A 20,088-nucleotide genomic window follows, 5' to 3' on the forward strand; every position below is an offset into this window, starting at 1 on the left:
TCTATCTGCGACCGTTGTCTTGAATGGTGGGCACGCTGTCGCTTTGCCCACCCTACGGCATGACGCCAGCGTCAGTTCCTATCGTCCGGCAGCACCGGCAGCGGGGAGACCTCGACGCCTTCGTCGATCAAGGAGCGTGCTTCCTCGGGCGAGGCTTCGCCGTAGATCGGGCGATGCTCGATATCGCCATAGTGCATCTTGCGCGCCTCGTTGGGGAAGCGCTCGCCGACATTGTCGGCGTTCTTGACGATGTGATCGCGCAGCTCCTTGAGCTTGACGCGCAGCTCGCGCTCCTGCGCCATCAACAGCGGCGTCGATTCCGATGACGCCGTTACTTCCGCAGGCGCGGCTGGCGCAGGCGGGGCGGCCTCGCGGCCCTTCTTGCTTACGATCTGCGGGGCCATAATGGCGCGCTCGACCTTCACCGAGCCGCAGGCAGGACAACTCACCAGCCTGCGTTTCTCCTGGCTCTCATAGGCCGCGGAGCTTTGAAACCAGCTTTCGAACGCATGGCCCTTCTCGCAGCGAAGGTTGTACCGGATCATGCCGAACCCCGGACGAGATGCAGATGCTCAGGCCCAGCCTTGGGATCGGCGATGCCGAAGCGCCGTCCGTGCTGCAGCGACGGCACGGTCTTGCGTGCGGTTTCAACCTTCGCGGGGTCGATCTGCGCAAGGAATACGCCAGGCTCGACGCCACCCTCGGCAAGAATCTCGCCCCAGGGGGCGATGATCAGCGAATGCCCGAAGGTCTCACGCTTGTTCTCGTGCATGCCGCATTGCGCCGCCGCGAAGACGAAGCAACCGGTCTCGATGGCGCGGGCGCGGAGCAGCGTGTGCCAATGCGCCTCGCCGGTCTTTCTGGTGAAGGCTGACGGCACCGTGAGGAACGCTGCACCGGCTTCGGCCAATGCGCGGTAGAGCGCCGGAAAACGCACGTCGTAGCAGATCGTCAACCCGATCCGGCCCCACGGCAGGTCCGAGATCACGGCGGTCTCGCCCGGCTGGTAATTGGCAGATTCGCGATAGCTCTCGCCGCCGGGCAGATCGATATCGAACATGTGGATCTTGTCGTAGCTGGCGAGCAACTTGCCGTCGGGCCCGATCAAGAAGGACCTGTTGACCGCGCGCTCCGGCGAATAGCGCAGCGCCAGCGAGCCGATATGGAGATGGATCTTCAATTCCGCGGCAAGCGCGCGATAGGCCTTCAGCGAGAGGTCGTCTTCCTCTGACGCGAGATGCTCGAACAGCGCCTTGCGGTTCAGTTGCATCATGTTGCTCACCTCGGGGGTGAGCACATAGTCGGCGCCTTGCGCCGCGGCCTCGCGGATCAGCTTGGTGCCTTGCTCGAGGCTCGGCTCGGGCAGCAGCCCGGTGCGCATCTGCACCATGGCAGCGGTAAAGGTCGAGCCAGCGCTCATGAGGAGGCCTTTTCTCCTGCCAGCAGGCCGTCGAGCTTGCCCGCGCGGTCCAGCGCGTAAAGCTCATCACAGCCGCCGACATGGGTTGCACCGATGAAGATCTGCGGAAAGGTCGAACCGTGGCCGGCGCGATCGTACATTTGATCGCGATAGGCCGGGTCGGTCGCCACGTTCAATTCGGTGAACGCGGCGTTCTTGCGCGTCAGCAGCGATTTGGCGGCGGTGCAATAGCCGCAGCCCGGGCGGGTATAGATTTCAATGGCAGTCATGGCGCGCTCTGATTTGGCAAGTGTTTGAATTATATGGGAGCGCGGTGGCTGTCCACAACCCGCGCGAATACCAGCACGTCGACCTGCGCGGCTTTGGCGCGCAGCAGGGCGCGGGCGCAGGCGTCCGTCGTGGCGCCTGACGTCAAGACATCGTCGATCAGGACGATGCGGCGGCCCTGGATATCAGCCATGCGATCGGCGGCGACCTTGAAGGCACCCTGCACATTGCTGGCGCGCTGCGGCCTGGACAGGCCAATCTGTTGTTCGGTCGTGCGAATGCGGCGAAGCGCCTCGGAGGCCAGTTTGACGCCGGTTTGCTGTGAAATCACCCGCGCCAGCGCGCCGGACTGGTTGTAGCGGCGGCTCCAGCCGCGCCGCCAGTGCAGGGGTACCGGCACCAGCACGTCGGCCTCTGCGAGCAATTCCTGGCCCGCGCGGGCCATCCAGCGGCCCATCGCGGGCGCCAGATCGGTGCGGTCCTGGTATTTCAGCGAATGAACCAGCGTGCGGGCAACGTCATCGTAGCGCACCGCAGCGCGGGCGCGCTGGTAGGCTGGTGGGCTGGCGATCGCCTCCATCGACAGCAATTCCGGACCGGGATCATACACGAAGGGGATGCCGAGCCGCGGACAGAACGGCGGTGCGATGAACGACAGTTTCGCCCAGCATTCCGCGCAGACGCCCTCGCCATCAACCGGCTCGCGGCAGGAAACGCAGAGCGTCGGCAGCGCGATGTCGAGCGCGAATTTTGGAAGATGCGCGAATGCGTCACGGCAGGCGCCGAGCGCGCCGCGAAGGTGGCTGGAGATGGAGCGTGGTGGTGATGCCTCGGCGTCCATGGGAAGAGGCTAGCGCCGTGCGGCGCCACGCTCAAGTCGATAGACTGTTCTTATCTGCCCCCAGCTTACGGCTCTTTCGGAAGCACGGGCCGGAAGAACGATCGCTCATAGCGGATGAAGCAGCGCGTTTCCTTTGCGAAGGCGATCGCTTTCTGGACGTCGGGATCTCCGGCGCTGTCTTTTCGATACTGTTCGTAGGCCGCGAAGCTCGGGAAGCTGAACATCGCGAGGGCAACGTCGCTCGCCCCTTCCGATGGCAGGAAATACCCGTGGTGGATGCCACCGAATCTCGGCAGCAATTCCAGCCACATCCTGCCGTAAGCTTCGAACTCGGCGAGCTTGTCCGGTCTGACCTCGTAACGCAGGTAACAAGTGATCATGTCTGATGCTCCGTCGCGCCACGAACCTGACGCTCATTAATAGCTTGCGCAAGCGTGCGGTCACGCCCGAACTTCGCGAAAGATGCATACCTCGTGATTCGAGGCGTACGAAGCCGCGCTTGTCATCAAGAGGGATTGAGATGGATCGCTGACCGTCGTACCAACCGGCATGGTTTCGAGCCCGACCGCCGCACCCATCCTGTTCGACCGCGCACTGTTGCGCGCGCGGATGGAACGCGCGCGGCGTGCCGGGCCGGTGACGTTCCTGCTTGATCGCGTCAGGGAGGACATGGAGGAGCGGCTGCAGGCGGTGATGCGGAATTTTGCCGACGTCGCCGATGTCTGGACGCCGGGCGAATTGCTGCAGAAGCCCGTCGCTGATCGCTTCCAGTCGATCAGGCGTATCGATCCCGATCAATCGGAAACGCTGCGCTTGCCACCGCAATCGCTCGATCTCGTCGTCTCGGCGCTTGCGTTTCAGTTCGTCAACGATCTCCCCGGCGTGCTGGCGCAGATCCGCCGCGCGTTGAAGCCGGACGGACTGTTGCTGGCGGCGATGATCGGCGGTGACACCTTGACCGAACTCAGGCAATCCTTTGCGGCAGCAGAAGCCGAGTGCGAGGGCGGGGTGTCGCCGCGCGTCGCTCCATTTGCCGATTTGCGCGACATCGGCGGGCTGTTGCAGCGCGCCGGGCTTGCGCTGCCCGTCACCGACGTCGATCGCGTCGTGGTGCGCTACGACAGCGCGTTCGCGCTGATGGCCGATCTCCGGCGGATGGGCGCGAGCAACATTCTGATCGAGCGGCGGCGCCCGCTGACGCGCCGCACCACCATGTTGCGGATGGCGCAGATCTATAGCGAGCGGTTCGCGGATGCCGACGGCCGCATCCGCGCGACCTTTGACGTGATCTGGCTGTCCGGCTGGGCGCCGCATGAAAGCCAGCAAAAGCCGTTGCAGCCGGGCTCGGCGAAAGCGAGTTTGGAAGCGGCGGTGAAAGGAAGGCCGAAGGGCTGACCGTGTCCCGGACGCGGTGCCGCGCTTCTTAGCGGTGCACCGCAGAGCCGGGACCCATGATGGACCCCGGAGCAGCGTCACTTCGTGCTGCGCCGCATCCGGGGAACGCCGTCAACAAATCGATCAGGTACGAGACCAGCGAAGCGCCCGCGGGCGTGGCGGCGTTCTACTTTGCATGGGGTTGTTTTGATTTTTTTGTGCCGGCCCTGCGTGCTCCCGGAGCCGCCGGCCACGCGCTTCACATCAACAAATCAATCAAATGCGGGATCAGCGGGATGTCCGCGGGCGGCATCGGGTAGTCGCGCAGCTTGTTGGCGCGGACCCAGGCCAGCTGCTGGCCTTCGCGCGCGATCACCAAGCCTTCCCAGCGCCGACAGATGTAGAGCGGCATCAGCAGATGAAAGCTGTCATAGGCGTAGCTGGCAAACGTCAACGGTGCCAGGCACGGCTCGCTGACGTCGATCCCGATCTCTTCATGCAGTTCGCGGATCAGCGTCTGCTCCGGCCGTTCGCCGGGCTCGACCTTGCCGCCGGGAAATTCCCACAGCCCCGCGAGCGCCTTGCCTTCGGGGCGCTGTGCGATCAGCACGCGCTTGTCGGCATCGACCAGGGCGCAGGCGACCACGAGGGTGAGCTTGATGTCAGCCATGCGCCGCTGTCTCGTTCACGACCGGTAGTCGCCGTTGATCGCGACATATTCCTTGGTGAGGTCGCAGGTCAGCACGCGGTCACGACCCTTGCCGAGGCCGAGCGTGACCTTGATCTGGATCTTCGGGTTCTTCATCACCGCGGAAACTTCGGCCTCGTTGTAGGACGGATCGCGCGCGCCGCTCCTGGCGACGCGAATGCCGTTGAACGAGATCGAAAGCTTGTCGCGGTTGGCGGGCTCACCGGCCTTGCCGACCGCCATCACCACGCGGCCCCAATTGGCGTCCTCGCCGGCGATCGCCGTCTTTACCAGCGGCGAATTCGCAATCGACATTGCGATGCGGCGTGCCGAGGCCTTGCTGGTCGCGCCTTCGACGATCACCTCGACCAGCTTGCGTGCGCCTTCGCCGTCGCGGGCCACCTGTTCGGCAAGATCGGCCAGCACATCGCGGAACGCCTTGGCAAACGCCTTCAGCCGGGGATCGCTGGCGCGGCTGATTTTTGGGGCGCCGTCGGCGGCGGCTGCGCCGGTAGCGAAGGCCAGCAGCGTATCCGATGTCGAGGTGTCGCTGTCGATCGTGACGGCGTTGAACGTGTCTTCAACGCCGCTCTTGAGCAGCGCCTGCAGCACAGCGGACGACAGCGGCGCGTCGGTGAACACAAAGGACAGCATGGTCGCCATATCAGGCGCGATCATGCCGGCGCCTTTGGCCATGCCGTTGATGGTGACCTTGGCCTTGCCGAGCTTGACGGTAGCGGTTGCGACCTTCGGGAAGGTATCGGTGGTCATGATCGCCCTGGCCGCGTCCATCCAGTGGTCGGGCGTGGCGGCCTCAGTCAGCGTCGCCAGCACGCCGTCGAATTTGGTGGCGTCGAGCGGCTCGCCGATCACACCGGTGGAGGCGAGGAACACGTCGCCGGTGCTGCAGCCGACTGCCTTTGCTGCGGTTTGCGCGGTCAGCGCCGTCGACTGCTTGCCGGTCTTGCCGGTGAACGCGTTGGCGTTGCCGGAATTCACTACTAGCGCGCGAGCTTGTCCGCGACCGAGCTTGGCGCGGCACCATTCAACGGGAGCGGACGGGCATTTCGATTTGGTGAAGACGCCGGCGACCGTGGTGCCCTTGTCCATGACGGCGAGCAGCACGTCGGTACGCCCCTTGTAGCGGATGCCGGCGGCGGCAGTGGCGAGCTTCACGCCCGCAATCGCGGGCATCTCGGGAACATCGGTCGGGGCGAGGGGGGAAATGGTGGTGGACATGCGGGCACCTTCTTCGACCAGATCAACCATAGCCGGGCTTGCCGCCGGCATCGACGTCTTCAGGGCCTGCCAACCAGTCCCCGGACATGGAACGGCCGGGCGCTTCGGCCCGGCCATGACGATGGTAGATACTATTGGTCTCGAAGAAGTGACAGCGATTTTTTACTTCTTCGGCGGCGCCATCTTGGAGTCCGCGGGCTTGGCGGCATCCGGCTTGGCGTCGGTCTTGGCGGCTTCGGCCGGCTTGTCCATGCGCTCGACCTTGGCGGCTTCGCGCAGCTTGGCGACGTATTCGGCCTGGGCCTTGCGCGTCACATAGGTCTCGATCTGGGCCCTGACCTGCTCGAAGTCGGGCGCCTTGCGGGCGCGCTTTTCCTCGACCTTGATGATGTGCCAGCCGAATTGCGACTTGACGGGGTCGGAGATCTTGCCGGGTTCGAGCGTGAACGCGACGGCGGAGAATTCCGGAACCATCTGTTCCTTGGTGAAGAAGCCGAGATCGCCGCCATCGGAGGCGCCAGGGTCCTTGGACTTCTTCTTCGCCAGTTCGGCGAAGTCGCCGCCCTTCTTCAGCTCTTCCGCGATCGCCTTGGCCTCGTCCTCGGTCTCGACCAGGATGTGCCGGGCGTGGACTTCCATTTCGCCGGTGATCTGCTTGGAGGCCTCCTCATAGACCTTCTTCATGGCGTCGTCGGTGGTCGCCGCCTTGCCTTCGGTGGCCAGCAGGCTGTCCATCAACAGGCGGCTGCGCGTGAACGCCAGGCGCTTCTTGAAGTCTTCGGAATTCTCGACCTTCTTGTCCTCGGCGGCCTTGGCGACGATTTTCAGGTCGATCAGGAAGGCCAGCACATTGTCCTTCTTGGTTGCCGGGTCCATTTGCGCGAGGCTGGGGCCGAGTTCCTCTTCCGCGAGCGCCACATCGCTCTGGCGGATCTCAACACCGTTAACCTTGGCGAGAACGGGGTTGTCCTGGGCACGAACCGGGCTGGCGGCCAGAATCGCAGCCAGACAGGCCGTTGCGGCCAGGGAGGCGAGGCCGAAGCGCAGGCCGGTTTTCGTTTCCGGGAACGAGGTGGTCATGGAAAATCCTTGTCTTGAAGAAGGGGGCGGCAAAGGCGGCGGGACACTCGCCCAATCATGCGGCCTTGGCAACGCGAAAAGTCTGTCAAAATGATGAATTCCTTGACAGATGGACCCACGTTGACAAGGCCCCAACCCAGCCATATCTGTGCCGGAACCTCCAGCGGCGATAGCGCTTATTTTGCTGCGTTTTTTGCCGTTGAACCTTGGATTGCTTAATTCCCACTCATTAGGCGGATGATGCCCCGGAACGGGTATTCGCCGCGATGCGTCACGGTGAGTTGATAGGCAACTTGGTGGACCACGTCACGGCGCAACGCAAGTAACGGCAAAGGCAGGAATTGGCATGATCGGCGCGCTCGCCCGCAAGTTTTTCGGCTCCGCCAACGACCGGCGGGTGAAGGGATATCAGTCCCGCGTCAACGCCATCAACGCGCTTGAGCCCGAGCTCGCCGCGCTTTCCGACGAGGCGCTGAAAGCCCGCACCGCCGAATTCCGCCAGCAGCTTGCCGACGGCAAGACGCTCGATGACATCCTGGTTCCGGCCTTCGCCACCGTGCGCGAAGCCGCCAAGCGCACCCTCGGCCAGCGGCATTTCGACGTCCAGCTGATCGGCGGCATGGTGCTGCATGAGGGCGACATCGCCGAGATGAAGACCGGCGAAGGCAAGACGCTGGTGGCCACCCTCGCGGTCTATCTCAACGCGCTCGCCAGCAAGGGCGTCCATGTCGTCACCGTCAACGACTACCTCGCCCGCCGCGACAGCGAATGGATGGGCCAGATCTATAATTTCCTCGGGCTCACCGTCGGCGTGATTGTGCACGGCCTCGACGACGCCGAGCGCAAGGAAGCCTATGCGCGCGACATCACCTACGGCACCAACAACGAATACGGTTTCGACTATCTGCGCGACAACATGAAGTACCGGCTGGAGGACATGGTCCAGCGCAGCCACTTCTACGCCATCGTCGACGAAGTCGACTCGATCCTGATCGACGAGGCGCGCACGCCGCTGATCATCTCCGGTCCGCTCGATGACCGCTCGGAATTCTACAACACCATCGACACCTTCCTGCCCAAGCTCGACAAGACCGATTTCGACGTCGACGAGAAGCAGCGCACGGTGACGCTGACCGAAGCCGGCATGGAGAAGATCGAAACCCTGCTGCGCGACGCCGGCCAGCTCAAGGGCGAGTCGCTCTACGACGTCGAGAACGTCTCGGTCGTTCACCACATCAACCAGGCGCTGCGCGCCCATTCGCTGTTCCACCGCGACAAGGACTACATTGTCCGCGACGGCGAAGTCATCATCATCGACGAGTTCACCGGCCGTATGATGCAGGGCCGGCGTTATTCCGAAGGCCTGCACCAGGCGCTGGAAGCCAAGGAGCATGTCCAGGTTCAGCCGGAAAACCAGACGCTGGCCTCGATCACGTTCCAGAACTATTTCCGGATGTACCAAAAGCTCGCCGGCATGACCGGTACGGCGCTGACCGAAGCCGACGAATTGTTCGACATCTACAAGCTCGAGGTCGTGGAAATCCCGACCAACGTGGCGGTCGCGCGTCTCGACGAGGACGATGAAGTCTACCGCACCCAGAACGAGAAATACGCTGCGATCCTGGCCGAGATCGAACGCGCCAACAAGCGGCTGCAGCCCGTACTGGTCGGCACCGCCTCGATCGAAAAGTCGGAAGTGCTGGCCGATTATTTGAAGAAGCACGGCTACAAGCAGATCGATTTCGGCTCGGAATCCGGAATGGAGAAGCTCTACGCCGCGGCGCGTGCGGGCAAGCCTGCAAAGCTGTTTGCGGTGTTGAACGCGCGCTTCCACGAACAGGAAGCCTATATCGTCGCCGAAGCCGGCGTGCCCGGCGCGATCACGATCGCCACCAACATGGCCGGCCGCGGTACCGACATCAAGCTCGGCGGTTCGCTCGAGATGCGGATCCAGCAGGAGACCGCCAGCATCGCCGACGAGGCCGAGAAGGCCAAAAAGATCGAACAGATCAAGGCCGACATCGAACGCTTCCGCGAGATCGTGCTGAAGGCCGAGGACGTGGTCGAGATCGAGCCCGCCAAGGGCAACAAGCCGGCCAAGACCATCACCAAGCCGGGTGGGCTCTACATCATGGGCTCGGAGCGGCATGAATCCCGCCGCATCGACAACCAGTTGCGCGGCCGTTCCGGTCGTCAGGGCGACCCTGGACGCTCAAAATTCTTCCTGTCGCTGGAAGACGATCTGATGCGGATTTTCGGGTCCGACCGGCTCGACAGCATGCTGCAGCGGCTTGGCCTGAAAGAGGGCGAGGCCATCATCCATCCCTGGATCAACAAGGCGCTGGAAAAGGCGCAGCAGAAGGTCGAAGCCCGCAACTTCGACATCCGCAAGAACCTGCTCAAGTTCGACAACGTGCAGAACGACCAGCGCAAGGTGATCTTCGATCAGCGCGTCGAACTGATGAAGAGCGACAGCGTGGCCGAAATGGTCGCGGACATGCGGCATGACTTCATCGACGACATCGTCGTCAAGCACGTGCCGGAACATGCCTATGCCGAGCAGTGGGATGTCGCGGGCCTCAAGGAAGAGCTGAAGCGCGTGCTCGATATCGACCTGCCGGTCGAGGAATGGGCCAAGGAAGAGGGTATTGCCGACGAGGAATTGCTGACGCGGATCGAGCAGCGCGTCGACGAGCACATGGCGGCCAAGGTGGCGCAGTGGGGTCCCGATGTGATGCGCTACGTCGAGAAGACCATCCTGCTGCAGACGCTGGATCACCTCTGGCGTGAGCATCTGATCATGCTCGATCATCTGCGTCAGGTGATCGGTCTGCGCGGCTATGGCCAGCGCGATCCCTTGCAGGAATATAAGTCGGAAGCCTTCGGCCTGTATGAGGCGATGACCGCGCATCTGCGCGAGGCGGTGACGGCGCAATTGATGCGCGTCGAGATCGTGCCGCCGGAAGAACAGCAGCCGGTGCTGCCGGCGATGGAAGCGCACAAGTTCGATCCCAATACCGGCGAAGACGAGATGGCCTTCGCCAACGCCTCCCTGGTGCCCGACGCCAGCGCCGCCGATCGCGATCCCAAAAATCCCGCAAGCTGGGGCAAGGTCGGCCGCAACGAGGATTGCCCCTGCGGAAGCGGCAAGAAGTACAAGCACTGCCACGGCAAGTACGGTTAGCAAAGTTTTCAATAGGTTAGCGGATCACTGCACCTCGTTTTGTCTAGAGGCCCGCTAGCAGTTGAAATGCGTCGGTCCATGTGGCGCTTGCCGAACTTCAGGGGCACCACGAATGTAAGGCGCTCGCTATCTTGAGGATGGCCGGCTGACGATCTTCAAGCGGTCTGGCATATATTACGCTCGAATCCGCACCGCAGCATCAGACGGATAAATTTGGCGGTCGCTGAAGACCACCAGCGAGCAGACCGCTATCGACTTCGGCCGCCGACTGCTGTTCCAAATTGAACAGCGCCTCGACCAGAGCCTACCGCCGAAATCCAAATTTATTCGCAACCGGCATCGACGATTGAGTGCATTTTCTATCTAAACGAGCATTTCAAGTCCCGCCTGTGCTGCAGATTGTCGGTCCCATCGAGGGCGGGCGGTCCTTATGCACGTTTTAAGACACATTAACCAATCTACTGCAATTAAAAGTAAGTGTTGCAAAATTGCACTAGTCTGGAACCCAAAGTGGGAACAATTTTAGGAATGGAATGGGAATGGGAATGGAATTTCATGAAACCTTTTTAAAGTGAGGTCGGGGGATGACCAAGGTGAAGAAACTAGGGGTAGCAGCGACTGCGGCTTTCGGGCTTTTTGCGATTTCTGCTGAGACAGCGCACGCTCAGTCGGTCCAGCAATTAGTGGTCAGAAACGTTATTGAAAATATTTTGCAGAACATCCGTGATCAGATCCAAGGGAGGCGTTTAGCGCCCCCGCCTGGTGTCCTGCGCTTTTCGGCCGAACAGGCGGAATTCGACAACCGCAATCCGTTCGGCACTGATGATCCCTTCCGTGCCCTAGCCTATGGCAAGTCTCCGGCCCTCTATACAAAAGCGCCGCCTCCGGTTGCACCGGCAGTGCCAGCATGGCTTTATGGAATCAACTTAATCGGTGCCTACGACCAGTCGCAAGTATTCGGAGGCAACATTGACACTGCCACCATAGTTGGCGCTTTCGATGTGACCAAAATCGGCATCTTCACGGCGAGCGACGCTCTGACGTTTGTCGCCACTGGCGCTCACTCTTGGTCGCACCGGTTCGATTTTGATGCGACCACACCTTCCGGTTCAGGCACTCTAGCCTATACGAATGGGGGCTTTTCAACCGACTTTACGGTGAGCGCCAGCTGGACCAGCGTTACCTCGACGGGGCTAGTTGCAGCTCCAAACAGTAGCTCGATAAGCTACACGGGTAACGTGCAGTACAAGTTCGATTTTCCTTATAGCATCTTCATAGAACCGACAGCTGGTGTGACGTACACGGAAATCTACACAACCAATTTCGGCACCAAGACCGGTGACAATACCGAGGTGCATGCCGGGGCTCGGATCGGTACCGAAATGAAGTGGATGACCTATACTATTCAACCCCAGCTTTCTGGCGCAGTCCTCAAGATTGTCGACCAGAGCGGAGTAGGTCTTGTAGGCGGCGGCGCCATTCCAGGCCTTCCGCCAGTTGTCGGGGCCGCCGTTGCAGATACGCTCGGCGGTCGGGGATCGGGTAAGATCAATGTAATATGGACGCCAAACTTCTCCACTTATGTTGAAGCTCACGCAACTAGCCTTTCCGGAACAACTACGGTCGGCGGTCAGGCGGGACTTCGCTATACTTGGTGATTTGCTGTTTTTCGAAGGTTGTTTGGCCCGCTGAAGGTGTACGGCGGGCCATTTATTGTGTGGTTAAGCACTATATTCGCCGCATGCGATCTTCCGACATAAGCGTGGACGAAACCGGGCGTTCCCGCTAAACTGACCCCTTATTATCTTGATTTTTAGAGCTGGAGTGACCTCAACAAGGAGGGACTCTCATGCGGTATTCTTCGAACGTTAGTTCGAGTGTTCTTATCGCCTTTGCCGGACTGTCGCTGATTGTCGGCTCCGCCGATGCGGTCGAAGTACCCAGGGTGGTTGTACCACGACCAGCTATCCCAGCTATCAGCGTCCCTAGGCCGAATGTAACAGTCACCGTCCCCAGAGTGGAAGTGCCAAGGCCGGTGGTCCCGAGGGTGGACGTGCCGAGGCCGACCGTCCCGAGGGTCGACGTGCCGAAGCCGGTCGTGAACGTTCCGAGGGTGGATGTACCCAGGGCGGCAGTGAACGTGCCGAGGGTGGATGTACCAAAGCCTGTGGTCACCGCTCCGAAAGTGGACGTGCCGAGAGCGGCGGTGAACGTCCCGAAGGTGGACGTGCCCAGGGCGGCAGTGAACGCTCCGAAGGTTGAAGTCGCTCGACCTACAGTTACGTCGCCGGTCACCAACGTAGCCAAGCCAACTATTCCACCGGTGCAAGCGACACCACCTAGACCCGCAGTAGCTTCTCCGGCTGTCACACCGGTCGTTCAACCGAATACTCAGTTAGCTGCTCCGCCCAAGACGGTCGGCCCCGTAGCCTCGCCGCCCGCTGCTTTCTCTGGCATGCAGAGGGGAGGCGCCGAGATCAATCCGCCAAAGACGGTTGGCCCGGTTCTTCCGCCAGCCAACCCGATGATAGGAAATGCAAAGACGCCGGTCACAACGCCTGATGCACCAAAAGTGGTCAGTCCGGTCGTAGCGCCGACTGTTGTCACAAGTACACCCGACGCCAGCATTCCTCCGCCCAAGACGGTCGGCCCCGTAGCCTCGCCGCCCGCTGCTTTCTCTGGCATGCAGAGGGGAGGTGCCGAAATCAATCCGCCGAAGACGGTTGGTCCGGTTCTTCCGCCAACCAACCCGATGACAGGAAATGCAAAGACGCCGGTCACAACGCCTGATGCACCAAAAGTGGTCAGTCCAGTCGTCGCACCGACTGTTGTCACAAGTACACCCGACGCCAGCATTCCCTCGCCGAAAGTTGGCGGCCCTGTTTCTCCGCAGGTCGTCGGCGTTCCCAAACAGACAGAACCATCGACCACGAAGCTGGCAGTGCCGGAGACAGGGACGACTAAGCTTCAGGTCGTTGCACCTGCTACAAGCTCGCCCAGTCCCCTTGGGAATTCCTCTCCCAGTGCACCGCAACCGCAAGCTAAAGGAATACAGCCGCAGAACAAAGGAGTACCAACCCAACACCCGGACGGCACCATAACTTACAGCGGCGGCACCAGCTCACAACCGTCGCAAGCGACTTCGGCAAGCACTAACACTAAGCCGCCAAAGCCTGGTCCAGGTTATGTCTGGGACTGTGTGGCAGGAGCGTTTTGTGGTTGGGTTGGGCCACCCTCGGCACCGCCCACGCCACCGCCCTTGGCAGCTCCGCCATCTGGAGGCTCCGTTGGAGCGCCGCCGCCCGCCCCGCCCTCCGTTGCGGGCCCAGTTCCTACCCATGTTGGGGGAAACAGCCAACCAGATTATAGTGAAGGCGGACGGTACGGCCGGTCTGATTATAGTGCAGGTGGACGGTATGGTCCGAACACGGGTGCGCAGCAAGGCGCCGCAGCCGCAGCCGCAGCCGCAGTACGAAATCTCAATAATTCAGAATCGATTGAGATCGGAGGTAAAAAAATTGTTTCAAGAAGAACGGCGGATGGAAAAATTGTCAGTCCCGACCTAAATGGCGGCCGTCCGATGACCCCAGAACAATATAAACAAGCCATAGCATCCCTTTTGACGGGCACACGGGGGCCGCCAAAAGATCCGCAGCAGGCGAATAAGACACCTGATCCGAAGCCCACGAATACGCCGGAGTCGTTGGTGCGCCTTCGTGATCTGCCCCCGGATCAGGCCGTCCAATATCTGGATCAGCACGGACATTCATTAACGCCGTCGAAGCAACTCGAGCTATCTGGACCTCTCCTGGATGCTTATAACCAGGGGAGGCTAAGCCCCGCTCAAACTGACCGATTGAAATCATTTGTCGCAGACATGCCGAATGGCTTGGACAATGGCCTAACCTATAGTCAACGGGCTGCACTTACGAAGATACAATCGGGAAACACCAACACAGCCCCAGCCCCGCCATCAGCTGTACCCGCGCCAAATGCTCCAACCGATCCCAGTTTGAAGAAGCCGGAGCAGGTGCAACAGGGCCTGCAAAAAAGCCCTGAGATTCGTGGACCACACAGCAAAGACAATTTTGAGCAGATGTCTGATCGGTACAAGGCTATTGATGCTGCAGGAAGACTGCGACACTAGATAGATTTAGGACAACTAGAAACACGAACGATCTGCCTCAGCATGCCTGCTGAGGTGCCACCGTGGCAATGATCCCGCTCACGGTAGCGGATGTAGTCGTCAATGACGGTCGAAAATAATTTGGATTTCGGCGGAAGACCCTGCTCAGTGCGCTGTTCGATTTGGAACAGTAACCTGCGGCCAAGATCAACAGCGGTCTGCTCGTTTGTGGTCCTCAATGACCGCCAAATGTACTTGCCTGAAGTCGAGTTTCGCAACCGTACTTAGTAGATGCCTGCCCGACGAAAAACCGTACCGACGAAAAACCGTAAGCTTGCCATCCTCAAGATAGCGAGCGCCTTCCATCCGTGGTGCCCCTGAAGTTCAGCAAGCACCACCGAGTTGATTTGCTTTCATAGACAGGCGGGTAAGAAGCTCGCTAATCCGCTGATGTCATCGGCTAAGCATACCTGCCATGGCAGTGCTTGTACTGTCTAAGAATGCGAAATTGCGTAGCGTTTTCAGCACTCCTGGCGCCGTGAATTTTTAGTGTCAAGCTTTTGTTTATTACTCAGCTTCTTCTTTGCATTTCACACTTCAACCGCGCGGTAACGTTGCGAGCCTCGTCCGTGCGTTGCTGCTTCCTCACGTGAAACATTGGTGGCAGGTCATCGCCTGCCACCAATGTTTTGATGATCGTGTTCGAAAGCTCTCAACGAGCTGCCGGCAATCTCTAGCCACCGGGCGGCGTGTACGAGCCGCGGAGCTGGGCGGCCTTTTGCCGAACTTGCGTAATTTCATCCTGCGTCCACAGCCGCGTGAGGCTTACATTGTGGACGGCGCCGGTCGCGATCACAGTGCCTGATATCGCCGGTGCCGAGTTGGGATCGGGCACATCGAAGATGACGAGAACGCCGGGCCCGTTGGCCGCAGTGCTGTACATCGAAATCAATTTGCCGCCGGCGGCTTCGACCAGCTTCTTTGCTGCCTCGTAGCGATTGGTCTTGGGATTTTCCAGAATGGCGTTGAGTGATTTTGGCGTGTATTGCGCTGTCATACAAAAATGCATGATGTCCTCCTGTTGGGGCGTGTTTGATCGATGAGGTGTCAGCCTCTCGTCCGGCTCACATGAAAAACGAGCCGGCCCAAAACCTGGAGATGAAGGACTTTAGCCCCGCCGTGGGCATGATGCCGCGGATACTCCGACGGGCCTTCGGCACTGCCCGCTGGCGGCCTGTCTTCAGGCTACATCAACTTCGCACCATGCGGAAGAAGTCGTGCCTCAGCGGTGAAGCACTCCGGTACCGGCAGGCCAGCCTGAGACAAGCACCGATGACACACTCAAAAATTTGGGGCGCTGCGAAGCACGGCGGGACGAAGCACAGCGGGACAATGAAGACGCGTCAGGCGTCATCATCCGCGAAAGCAGATGAACCAATACACCGCGCTGTCTCGGTAAATTCACCGTCGCCAATAGCGCAATGCCGCTTTCGCGGCACATGACGGCTCTTGTTGTTTCCGGAGTCTGCGAAGGCGCGTCGCGCTTACTTCACCGCCCCGAAGCGGCTGTCGAACGAGTTCGTCGACATGATCGGCGCGGAGCCGGAAACCAGATTGTCCTTGGCGGCGGGGGCGGCGGCGTCCACCGACGGCTTCAGCGGCGGTCGGCCGGCGGCAGCATGCTTGGTGTCAGCAGGCTTCGGCGCCGTAGTCTTCGGCGCGGCTGCTTCCGGACGCGGCGGCTCGCTGCGCTTGGCCTCGGCCGCTTTCGGTTTTGAAGGCGGCGTGCTGGCGGTGGCGTCAGCTGCGCCGCCGATGCCGACCTTGCGGGCGAGATTGGAGAAGAATCCGTCATTCTGAGCTGTCGGCGCCGCATTGGCGACCCGCGTCGGGGCGGGGGCGGGCGCTGTTGCGGGAGCTGGCGCAGCGGCAAGCTTCGGCGGTTCCGGCGCACCCATCAGCAGATTATCGGAGGGCGCCTTCGGCGGATTGACGTGGGAGGGAACGGTGCCGGGGGCGCGCGCCATCAACGACAGGCTCGAGCCGTCGCCGGGTTCCGAAAGACCAGTGCTGGCCTCAGGCACGCGGGCGGCAAACACCCGGTGCATGCCGCCGTCGATGCCGGTGTTGGTCCGTGCGACCGGCGTTCCCTTTGCAATCAGGCGGGCGGTTTCAGCAAGGTCGGTCGCCTGCTTTTCGCGCACGGCGTTGGCGACCTCGTCGGGAATCACATACGCCGGGCACTTCGCCGAAGCATCGAACGCCAGGTCACGCGTGGCGTTCGGCGGCTTGGCGGCATCGAACACGTATTTCTTTTCGCAGAAATCGACCTTCGGCTCCTGCTTCGTCACCTCGAAATGATCATTGCCATCCTTGATCATCTTCCAGAACGGCATGTTCGGGTTGTTGCGGTGCTTGGCCATGTTGGTCGGCGTCATCTTGAACGGATAGGCCTGCAGCTGGAACGATTTCTGGCCGCCGAAGAAGGATTCGCGGCCCAGCGAATAGATTTCCGCGATCTGCTCGTCGGTCATCGCGTAGCAGCCGCGCGATGAGCAGTCGCCATGCACCATCAACTGCGAGCCGGTACGCCCCAGCGCCTTGTCGAAGGCGTTCGGATAGCCGGTGTTGAAGGAGAGATAATAGGCCGACTGCGGGTTCATCTGCGCCGGCGAAATCGAATAGAAGCCTTCCGGCGCCTGGCGGTCGCCTTCGCGGACCTTGGGACCGAGATCGCCCGACCAGCGGCAGATCGGATAGCTCTTGAGCAGCGCGAAGCGGCCGGAGCGATCCTGCTTCCATATCTCCAGTTCAGCTTCCTGTTTGAACAGGCGAACCAGGATCGGCGACTGCAGGTCCATGTCTTTCGCCGTCATATCGGCGATCAGTTTTGGCGGGACCGGCTGGTTGGCCTTGGCGTTATTGGCCAGCGACATGTCGCCGCCGTTGCAACTGGCCAACAACGCGCCCGCGCCCACAAGGGCAGCCGACGTGACGAGCGCGCGAACCAGCGAACGGTTAATCAAAGGCTAAGCTCCACACCCACCGGGCATTTTCGCACCCCAAATCACAGCGAACATGCCCTGAAGCCAATGCATAAAATAGTACCCTTTGACCCTCTGCGCCGCAACCCGAACGCGATGCGCCGGCCGCTTCCACGGCAGGCATGGTCAATAGAGTTTAAAGACCGTCTCTGGGCCTAATTAGGGCCGAATCAAGCGGTCCGACGAAATAAAGCACCTTTAAGGCGGCGGTAACGAATGGAGGCCGGGCCGGCCGGCCGGCCCCCAGCCAGGGTCCAGCCAGGGGGGGAGGGCAATGGCCAATCAGCCGAGCTTGCGGCCGATATCGAGAAATTTCTGCCGCCGCTGTCGGCGGACGCCGTCCGCGTCCAGATTGCGGAAATCGTTGAATGCCTCGGCGATCGCATCGCCCGTGGCCGAGATCATGACGGCCGAATCGCGGTGGGCGCCGCCGGAGGGTTCTTTCAGGATCTGGTCGATCACGCCGAATCGCAGCATGTCCTGGGCAGTGATCTTCATGCCGTTGGCGACTTCCTGGGCCTTGGTGCCGTCGCGCCACAGGATCGAGGAGGCCGCTTCCGGCGAGATCACGCTATAGATCGCGTGTTCGAACATCAGCACCTTGTTCGCGGTGGTGATGGCGATGGCGCCGCCCGACATGCCCTCGCCGGTGATGATCGCGACATTGGGAACGCCGAGCGAGAGGCATGTGTCGGTCGAGCGTGCGATGGCTTCCGCCACGCCGCGCTCCTCGGCGCCGATGCCGGGATAGGCGCCCGCGGAATCGACGATCGACAGCACGGGAATGCCAAAGCGGTCGGCCATCTCCATCAGCCGCACCGCCTTGCGATAGCCCTCGGGCCGCGCCATGCCGAAATTGTGCTTGATACGGCTGTCGGTGGTGGCGCCCTTCTCCTGGCCCATCACGCAGATCGGCTCGCCGCGGAAACGGCCGAAGCCGCCCATCAGCGCCTCGTCCTCGGCGAATTTGCGGTCGCCCGCCATCGGGGTAAATTCAGTGATCAGCGCGTTGACGAAATCGCTGAAGTGCGGGCGCTGCGGATGGCGCGCCACCAGCGTCTTCTGCCACGGCGTCAAATTGGCATAGAGGTCGGTCAGCGCCTGGGACGCCTTGTCCTCTATGCGCGCGATCTCGTCGCCGATGTCGCTGCCGGACGCCGCCAGCGCGCGCAGTTCATCGACCTTGGCCTCTAGTTCGGCGACGGGTTTTTCAAAGTCGAGATAGCTGCGCATCTGATCCGGCATCGAGACAATATAGGTAACAACGTGCTTTGAGGCGAAGCGGTTTCGATTCGCTTAAGGAAAGCACGCATCTTCAATGATTTAGCGTACATCTCGGTCCGGATGGCCCGGTTTGCCGAAAAGCGCGCCAAACAAGGCCGCGGGGCGGGAGACGGCTGTTTCGGGGGAGACGCCGCGGAAGTCAAGGCGTCTGTCAGACCTGATCGCCGAATGCATTCCCGTAGCCCGGATGGAGCGAAGCGCAATCCGGGAGGGCTGCTTGCTGCAAGAACCCGGATTTCGCTTCGCTCCATGGGGGCTACGCTGCCACCTTACTTCTCCGCCAGCGGATGCAGGTCGCGCACCAGGCTTTTCAGCCGCTCCTCGACCACATGGGTGTAGATCTGCGTGGTGGAGATGTCGGTATGGCCGAGCAGCGTCTGCACGATGCGCAGGTCGGCGCCGTTGTGCAGCAGGTGGCTGGCAAAGGCGTGGCGCAGCACGTGCGGCGAGACCAGCCGCGGCGCGAGGCCCGATGCCGCCGCCAGCTCCTTCAGGTCGCGCGCAAAATGCTGCCGCGTCAGATGGCCGCTCTCGCCGAAGGAGGGAAACAGCCACTTTGACGCGACGGCGTTTTTCTTTTTCTCCGGCTTGAGCGCTTCCATCGCAGCGAGATAATCGGCCATCGCCTGCCGCGACGCTTCGTTGAGCGGCACCAGCCGTTCCTTGTTGCCCTTGCCGCGTACCACGATCATGCGGGCGTCGCGCCGCGAGGCCGACAGCGGCAGCGCCACAAGTTCCGAGACGCGTAAGCCCGTGGCGTAGAGCACTTCCAGCAGGCAATACAGCCGCATCGCGCGCAGCCGCTGCTGTGGCGAAGCGTTCTCGGCCTCGCTCAATTCCTTGGCCCGGGTCAGCATGCGGTCGACGTCCGCAATCGACAGCACCTTCGGCAAGCCCCGCCCGCGTTTCGGGCCGGACAGGATCGCCGCAGGATCGTCGCTGCGGATGCGCTCGTTCAGAAGGAAGCGGAACAAATGCCGCATCGCCGACAGCCGGCGCGCCACGCTGGAGGATTTGAAGCCGCGGGTGTCGAGGTCGGCGAGGTAGTCCCGCAGCTCATCCGTCCCGGCGCCGGCGAAATTTTGTCCCTTGCGGCCGAGAAATTCGGAAAAATCCGTGAGGTCGCGGCGATAGGCGTCTAGCGTGTTGTCGCCCGCACCCTGTTCCGCCGCGAGCATGTCGAGGAACAGGTCAGTCAGTTTCGCGTCTGTGGCCGTCTTGCTGGAACGCATTGCCCCTGACATCTCGCAATGCCTCTCCCCGAGTTCGCCTCTCACAAATCAGACGATAGCGGCTATTTCTTGAGGAACTTGTCTGCGGGGATGGTGACCGTCATTTCCCGGGGCTTTGGGGTGACGAAATTCGCCAGCGAAAAAATCACGCCATAGATCACCCCGGCGATCACGCCGACGACCATCAGAAAGCGGAACAAACTGGGCATAGGGGGGCTCAGGGCGGCGAATTAACCAATGAAATCATCCAACATGTTCCTATCCCCGTGGCAAGAGTCTCTGGCGGGGGCGTCAATGGGGGTAGTATAG

General features: G+C 61.3%; 17 protein-coding genes. 4 read left to right on the top strand and 13 right to left on the bottom strand.

Going from position 1 to position 20,088, the window contains the following annotated elements; genetic code table 11:
- Positions 1-71 precede the first annotated feature (71 nt).
- The 5 genes from KIP88_RS16025 to KIP88_RS16045 form a co-directional block, all read right to left on the bottom strand.
- Positions 72-545 (bottom strand): DUF1178 family protein, encoded by a 474-nt coding sequence (locus KIP88_RS16025; RefSeq protein ID WP_214488898.1) that lies wholly within the window; start codon positions 543-545, stop codon positions 72-74.
- A complete protein-coding gene (locus KIP88_RS16030; protein ID WP_214488899.1) occupies positions 542-1,420 on the bottom strand; it encodes a carbon-nitrogen hydrolase family protein in 879 nt (292 codons plus the stop codon). The genes KIP88_RS16025 and KIP88_RS16030 overlap by 4 nt, the downstream gene beginning before the upstream one ends.
- Positions 1,417-1,689, bottom strand: coding sequence for a glutaredoxin 3 (grxC, locus tag KIP88_RS16035; RefSeq protein WP_214488900.1), 273 nt, complete (start codon positions 1,687-1,689; stop codon positions 1,417-1,419). Before grxC ends, KIP88_RS16030 begins: the two co-directional genes overlap by 4 nt.
- 29 nt (positions 1,690-1,718) lie before the next feature.
- Positions 1,719-2,528, bottom strand: a complete 810-nt coding sequence (locus tag KIP88_RS16040) for a ComF family protein (RefSeq protein ID WP_214488901.1) — start codon at positions 2,526-2,528, stop codon at positions 1,719-1,721.
- A 65-nt stretch (positions 2,529-2,593) separates the two neighbouring features.
- Positions 2,594-2,908 (bottom strand): NIPSNAP family protein, encoded by a 315-nt coding sequence (locus tag KIP88_RS16045; protein ID WP_214488902.1) that lies wholly within the window; start codon positions 2,906-2,908, stop codon positions 2,594-2,596.
- A gap of 169 nt (positions 2,909-3,077) precedes the next feature.
- Here KIP88_RS16045 and KIP88_RS16050 point away from each other — a divergent pair, with 169 nt between their 5' ends.
- Positions 3,078-3,923 (top strand): methyltransferase domain-containing protein, encoded by an 846-nt coding sequence (locus KIP88_RS16050; RefSeq protein WP_214488903.1) that lies wholly within the window; start codon positions 3,078-3,080, stop codon positions 3,921-3,923.
- 238 nt (positions 3,924-4,161) lie between these two features.
- On the opposite strand, the gene KIP88_RS16055 is transcribed toward KIP88_RS16050, so the two are convergent.
- The 3 genes from KIP88_RS16055 to KIP88_RS16065 form a co-directional block, all read right to left on the bottom strand.
- Complete coding sequence (locus tag KIP88_RS16055) at positions 4,162-4,572, bottom strand: (deoxy)nucleoside triphosphate pyrophosphohydrolase (protein WP_214488904.1); 411 nt, start codon at positions 4,570-4,572, stop codon at positions 4,162-4,164.
- 15 nt (positions 4,573-4,587) lie between these two features.
- Positions 4,588-5,829, bottom strand: coding sequence for a bifunctional glutamate N-acetyltransferase/amino-acid acetyltransferase ArgJ (argJ, locus tag KIP88_RS16060; RefSeq protein WP_214488905.1), 1,242 nt, complete (start codon positions 5,827-5,829; stop codon positions 4,588-4,590).
- A 162-nt stretch (positions 5,830-5,991) separates the two neighbouring features.
- The gene (locus tag KIP88_RS16065) at positions 5,992-6,909 is read right to left on the bottom strand and encodes a peptidylprolyl isomerase (RefSeq protein ID WP_214488906.1); all 918 of its coding nucleotides are present in this window, start codon (positions 6,907-6,909) and stop codon (positions 5,992-5,994) included.
- Positions 6,910-7,255: 346 nt separating this feature from the next.
- Between KIP88_RS16065 and secA the strand changes: the two genes are divergently transcribed.
- From secA to KIP88_RS16080, 3 genes are all read left to right on the top strand, one after another.
- Complete coding sequence (gene secA / locus KIP88_RS16070; RefSeq protein ID WP_214488907.1) at positions 7,256-10,093, top strand: preprotein translocase subunit SecA; 2,838 nt, start codon at positions 7,256-7,258, stop codon at positions 10,091-10,093.
- 584 nt (positions 10,094-10,677) lie between these two features.
- Positions 10,678-11,751 carry an autotransporter domain-containing protein gene (locus KIP88_RS16075; RefSeq protein WP_214488908.1) on the top strand — a complete coding sequence of 358 codons (1,074 nt, stop codon included), beginning with the start codon at positions 10,678-10,680 and terminating at the stop codon, positions 11,749-11,751.
- A 1,922-nt stretch (positions 11,752-13,673) separates the two neighbouring features.
- Positions 13,674-14,240, top strand: a complete 567-nt coding sequence (locus tag KIP88_RS16080) for a hypothetical protein (RefSeq protein ID WP_214488909.1) — start codon at positions 13,674-13,676, stop codon at positions 14,238-14,240.
- Between the two features lie 712 nt (positions 14,241-14,952).
- Here KIP88_RS16080 and KIP88_RS16085 read toward each other — a convergent pair.
- The 5 genes from KIP88_RS16085 to KIP88_RS16105 all read right to left on the bottom strand — a co-directional run bounded on the left by KIP88_RS16085 (position 14,953) and on the right by KIP88_RS16105 (position 19,988).
- Positions 14,953-15,288 carry a GYD domain-containing protein gene (locus tag KIP88_RS16085; RefSeq protein ID WP_214488910.1) on the bottom strand — a complete coding sequence of 112 codons (336 nt, stop codon included), beginning with the start codon at positions 15,286-15,288 and terminating at the stop codon, positions 14,953-14,955.
- Positions 15,289-15,763: 475 nt separating this feature from the next.
- On the bottom strand, positions 15,764-17,245 hold the full coding sequence (locus tag KIP88_RS16090; protein WP_214488911.1) for a murein L,D-transpeptidase family protein: 1,482 nt from the start codon (positions 17,243-17,245) through the stop codon (positions 15,764-15,766).
- 300 nt (positions 17,246-17,545) lie between these two features.
- Positions 17,546-18,508: an acetyl-CoA carboxylase carboxyltransferase subunit alpha gene (locus KIP88_RS16095; protein ID WP_214488912.1), complete on the bottom strand. Its 963-nt coding sequence runs from the start codon at positions 18,506-18,508 to the stop codon at positions 17,546-17,548.
- A gap of 308 nt (positions 18,509-18,816) precedes the next feature.
- Positions 18,817-19,791: a site-specific tyrosine recombinase XerD gene (xerD, locus tag KIP88_RS16100; RefSeq protein WP_374226473.1), complete on the bottom strand. Its 975-nt coding sequence runs from the start codon at positions 19,789-19,791 to the stop codon at positions 18,817-18,819.
- Between the two features lie 50 nt (positions 19,792-19,841).
- Positions 19,842-19,988 (bottom strand): histidine kinase, encoded by a 147-nt coding sequence (locus tag KIP88_RS16105; RefSeq protein WP_161851285.1) that lies wholly within the window; start codon positions 19,986-19,988, stop codon positions 19,842-19,844.
- Positions 19,989-20,088 lie beyond the last annotated feature (100 nt).

Origin of the sequence: Bradyrhizobium sp. SRL28 (assembly GCF_018596315.1) — a bacterium.
In the GTDB taxonomy this organism is placed as follows: Bacteria; Pseudomonadota; Alphaproteobacteria; order Rhizobiales; family Xanthobacteraceae; genus Bradyrhizobium.

What these genes read in the sequence shown, in the direction of transcription:
- argJ (WP_214488905.1), bottom strand. Translation starts at nt 5,829, where the DNA reads ATGTCCACCACCATTTCCCCCCTCGCCCCGACCGATGTTCCCGAGATG.
- KIP88_RS16025 (WP_214488898.1), bottom strand. Translation starts at nt 545, where the DNA reads ATGATCCGGTACAACCTTCGCTGCGAGAAGGGCCATGCGTTCGAAAGC.
- KIP88_RS16085 (WP_214488910.1), bottom strand. Translation starts at nt 15,288, where the DNA reads ATGCATTTTTGTATGACAGCGCAATACACGCCAAAATCACTCAACGCC.
- KIP88_RS16040 (WP_214488901.1), bottom strand. Translation starts at nt 2,528, where the DNA reads ATGGACGCCGAGGCATCACCACCACGCTCCATCTCCAGCCACCTTCGC.
- KIP88_RS16105 (WP_161851285.1), bottom strand. Translation starts at nt 19,988, where the DNA reads ATGCCCAGTTTGTTCCGCTTTCTGATGGTCGTCGGCGTGATCGCCGGG.
- xerD (WP_374226473.1), bottom strand. Translation starts at nt 19,791, where the DNA reads ATGTCAGGGGCAATGCGTTCCAGCAAGACGGCCACAGACGCGAAACTG.
- KIP88_RS16055 (WP_214488904.1), bottom strand. Translation starts at nt 4,572, where the DNA reads ATGGCTGACATCAAGCTCACCCTCGTGGTCGCCTGCGCCCTGGTCGAT.
- KIP88_RS16050 (WP_214488903.1), top strand. Translation starts at nt 3,078, where the DNA reads ATGGTTTCGAGCCCGACCGCCGCACCCATCCTGTTCGACCGCGCACTG.
- grxC (WP_214488900.1), bottom strand. Translation starts at nt 1,689, where the DNA reads ATGACTGCCATTGAAATCTATACCCGCCCGGGCTGCGGCTATTGCACC.
- KIP88_RS16095 (WP_214488912.1), bottom strand. Translation starts at nt 18,508, where the DNA reads ATGCCGGATCAGATGCGCAGCTATCTCGACTTTGAAAAACCCGTCGCC.
- KIP88_RS16080 (WP_214488909.1), top strand. Translation starts at nt 13,674, where the DNA reads ATGACCCCAGAACAATATAAACAAGCCATAGCATCCCTTTTGACGGGC.
- KIP88_RS16045 (WP_214488902.1), bottom strand. Translation starts at nt 2,908, where the DNA reads ATGATCACTTGTTACCTGCGTTACGAGGTCAGACCGGACAAGCTCGCC.
- KIP88_RS16065 (WP_214488906.1), bottom strand. Translation starts at nt 6,909, where the DNA reads ATGACCACCTCGTTCCCGGAAACGAAAACCGGCCTGCGCTTCGGCCTC.
- KIP88_RS16030 (WP_214488899.1), bottom strand. Translation starts at nt 1,420, where the DNA reads ATGAGCGCTGGCTCGACCTTTACCGCTGCCATGGTGCAGATGCGCACC.
- KIP88_RS16075 (WP_214488908.1), top strand. Translation starts at nt 10,678, where the DNA reads ATGACCAAGGTGAAGAAACTAGGGGTAGCAGCGACTGCGGCTTTCGGG.
- secA (WP_214488907.1), top strand. Translation starts at nt 7,256, where the DNA reads ATGATCGGCGCGCTCGCCCGCAAGTTTTTCGGCTCCGCCAACGACCGG.